This window comes from Chitinophaga sp. (assembly GCF_036566945.1).
In the GTDB taxonomy this organism is placed as follows: Bacteria; Bacteroidota; Bacteroidia; order Chitinophagales; family Chitinophagaceae; genus Chitinophaga.
The window spans coordinates 1-3,643 of record NZ_DATCVJ010000306.1; the positions used below are offsets into that span (position 1 = coordinate 1).

Genomic DNA, 3,643 nt, shown 5'->3' on the forward strand with positions numbered 1-3,643 from the left:
TTCGGGAAGCTGTTGTCGCAATTGTCTGTAGCCGTCAGCACCGGAGGAGCCGGGATCTTATCCTGGCAGAAGATCACTACATCTGCCGGAGCAGGCATGATCACTGGTCTGGTGGTATCTTTTACTGTCACCACCTGTGTGATGGTAGTAGTATTACCACAGGCATCTTTCGCAATCCATGTTCTGATGATACGATAGTTACCTGCACAATCACCAGGTGTTCTTTCTGTTGTGATGCGGCGGCTTACTGTCAGACCATTTCCGATAGTGCTACAATTGTCAGTCACCTGAACATCCATAGCAGGAGCAGGGATATTGTCGCAGCTCACGGTTGTATCAGCAGGAGGTTTCACGGTGAATACCGGTTTAATGGTATCCTGTACAGTGATGATCTGCTGCATGGTTTGTTTGTTACCGCAATCGTCAGTAACTGTCCAGGTGCGTGTTTCCTGATAGTTGCCGGCGCAGTTACCTGGCAATTTCACTGTTTTAGTGCTGGTGAATACCTGTACGTTACCGGTACAGTTGTCGGTGGCAGTAATTACTGGCCATGCCGGGATCTTATCGCAATCTACCGTGGTGTCTTTCGGAGCAGGCATGTTGAATACTGGTTTAGTAGTATCCTGTACTTTGATGATCTGTTGTACTGCACTGGCATTACCACATTCATCAAAGGCGGTCCATTTCCTGAAGATCAGGTAGTTGTTGTTACAATTAGCCGGGTTGTGTACTACGGAGTCTTTGGGTACCACAGTAATTACACCAGGTGTACAGTTATCAGTAGCAGTAAGATTGAATCCGTTCGGTACTTTGTCACAATCCACTGTGGTATCAGCAGGTGTGTTTACATTGAATACCGGAGCAGTCATATCTTTCACGGTGATCACCTGTTTCAGGGTGATGCCGGTGTTACACTCATCTTTCGCTGTCCAGGTGCGTATCAGCAGATAGTTGTTGGTACAGCTGCCTGGAATATCCTGGCGAACTTCTACCACAGGTATGATGATTTCACCTGCACAATCGTCGTTTGCTTTCAGGTCTGTTTTAGCAGGTACCTTATCACAGTCAACCGTGATATTGGCAGGAGCAGGGGTAGTAAATACCGGTGCTTTCGTGTCCTTTATCGTGATAGTCTGCGAAGCACTTACGGACAATCCGCATCTGTCTGTTGCCGTCCAGGTACGGGTAATGGTGCTAAGACAAGGAGAAATCACTACGATTACATCGTTATGTGTAACGGTGAGTGTTTCGTTATCATAAGGCGCGTGACTGAATACCGGTGTTCCGAAGAGCGTGGTATAGTCTTTACCTCGTTCACATTCCGTAGTGATAGCAGCGGGAGTGGAGGTAACAATCGGACTAATGGTTACAACGGTGATCTTCACTGCATTGCTGATGTTGTTGATACAAGCACCAGATGCTACCACTCTTCTGTACCAGCTATTGGCAGAGAGTACACCAGGTTGGTAGGTGTCTCCGTTGGCACCGGTAATGTTGTTGAACGGTCCGGTAGCGCCAGTGGTACTTTGTTGCCATTGGTAAGTATAGGTACCGTTACCGCCAGTCAGCGCGATACCACGTATTGCCATTGGTATTTCTGTCAAACAAACCGTTTGATCATCGCGGATAGTATTACCAAGGATTGGTTGGCGATTGATCAGTGTTACACTGGAGCTGGAAGCGTCACAAACTCCGTTGCTTACTACCCAGGTCAGTTGTGCGGTTTCGCCGGCAGGAACCGTGATGGTGGCGTCTTTTAGGTTAATATTATTGATGGTAATCAACGCAGCGTTGTTGCTGGTAACAATCCAGGTACCTTTTGCACCTGCTACACCAGGATCGCTGGCATTCATTTTAAAGGTAGCATCGTCACAGTGTTCCTGGTTAGGTCCTGCGTTGGCAGACACTGGTAAGCGATAGTTAATGAGTGTCACATCGTCCCAGGTAGCGCTACATACACCATTGGTCACTGTCCAGCGTAAGGTAACAGTGTCACCCACGTTTACATTTACCGCAGAAGTAGGGCTATTGACAGATTTGATCACCGCATTACCTTTAATGATAGACCAGAATCCTCTTGCACTTGCAACAGAGAGAGGCGTAGCTGCCATGGTGAAATCTCCTGTGTTGTTACACATTTCAATATCTGCACCGGCGTTAGCATCATCTGCCTTCTTATAATTAATCAATGTTACTGTGCTGCTGCTACTGGTACAAGTGCCATTGGTTACAGTCCACTTCAATATAACGGTGTCGCCTATAGGAACAGTTACATTGGTGAACGGATCATTTGGTGATTTGATCACTGCGGCGCCAGGGATACGACTAACATCTGTCCACACACCTGTTGCACTGCTGGATCCAGGCTGACTTGCTTTCATTACAAAGTCGGCAGTAGTGTTACATTTTTCCTGGTCAGGACCAGCATTTGCAGTGATCGCAGCTTTGTAGTTGATAATAGTAACGCGGCTGAAAGTGGTATCGCATACGCCGTTGGCAATCGCCCACTGGAGTACAGCTGTATCACCTACAGGTACGGTTACTGCGGTAGTTGGACTGTTAGGTGATTTGATAGTTGCGTTACCCATGAGGAGCGTCCAGGTGCCTTTCGCAGTTGGAACGCCAGGCGCATTGGCCTGCATGATAAAGTCGCCTGTATTGTTACAGATTTTTTGATCAGGTCCGGCGTTAGCGGTGTTAGCGGTGGCGTAGTTGGTCAGCAGTACCGTGTCGGTAGTGGCGGCACAGGTGCCGTTGGAGATGGTCCATACCAATGTGGCGGTATGACCGGCCAGTACTTTGACGGTAGTGTTGTTTAAAGTAGTATCAGTAATAGTTACCCACGATGGTTTACTCACTGCTGTCCATGCACCTCTCGCTCCATATTCAGTAGGCTTGTTAGCAGCCAGGGTGAATATAGAGTCATTACAATGTTCCTGATCAATATTCGCTTTCGCGATAGCCGGTACCTCATAATTGGTCAGCAGCACGGTATCGGTAGTAGCGGCGCAGGTACCGTTGGAGATGGTCCATACCATTGTAGCGGTATGACCAGCCAGTACTTTTACTTGTGTATTATTTAAAGTACTATCGGTGATTTTTACCCATGATGGTTTATTTAATACAGACCATACACCTTTTGCACCATACTCAGTAGGCTTGTTAGCCGCCATGGTGAACATCGAGTCGTTACAATGTTTCTGATCAACATTAGCATTTGCGATAGCAGGGATGTCGTAGTTGGTCAGCAGCACGGTGTCGGTCGTAGCCGCGCAGGTACCGTTGGAGATGGTCCATACCATTGTAGCGGTATGACCAGCCAGTACTTTCACTTGTGTATTATTTAAAGTACTATCGGTGATTTTTACCCATGATGGTTTATTTAATACAGACCATACACCTTTTGCACCATACTCAGTAGGCTTGTTGGCCGCCATGGTGAACATCGAATCGTTACAATGTTTCTGATCAATGTTGGCATTTGCGATAGCAGGGATGTTGTAGTTGGTCAGCAGCACGGTGTCGGTAGTAGCGGCACAGGTACCGTTGGAGATGGTCCATACCATTGTAGCGGTATGCCCGGCCAGTACTTTCACCTGTGTATTATTTAAAGTACTATCGGTGATTTTTACCCATGATGGTT

At 47.3% G+C, this 3,643-nt stretch carries 1 protein-coding gene; it reads right to left on the bottom strand.

What is annotated here, in order from left to right; genetic code table 11:
• Nucleotides 1-3,643, bottom strand: a 3,643-nt coding sequence (locus tag VIP81_RS08980; protein ID WP_331958697.1) for a hypothetical protein, incomplete at both ends; no start/stop codon positions are given.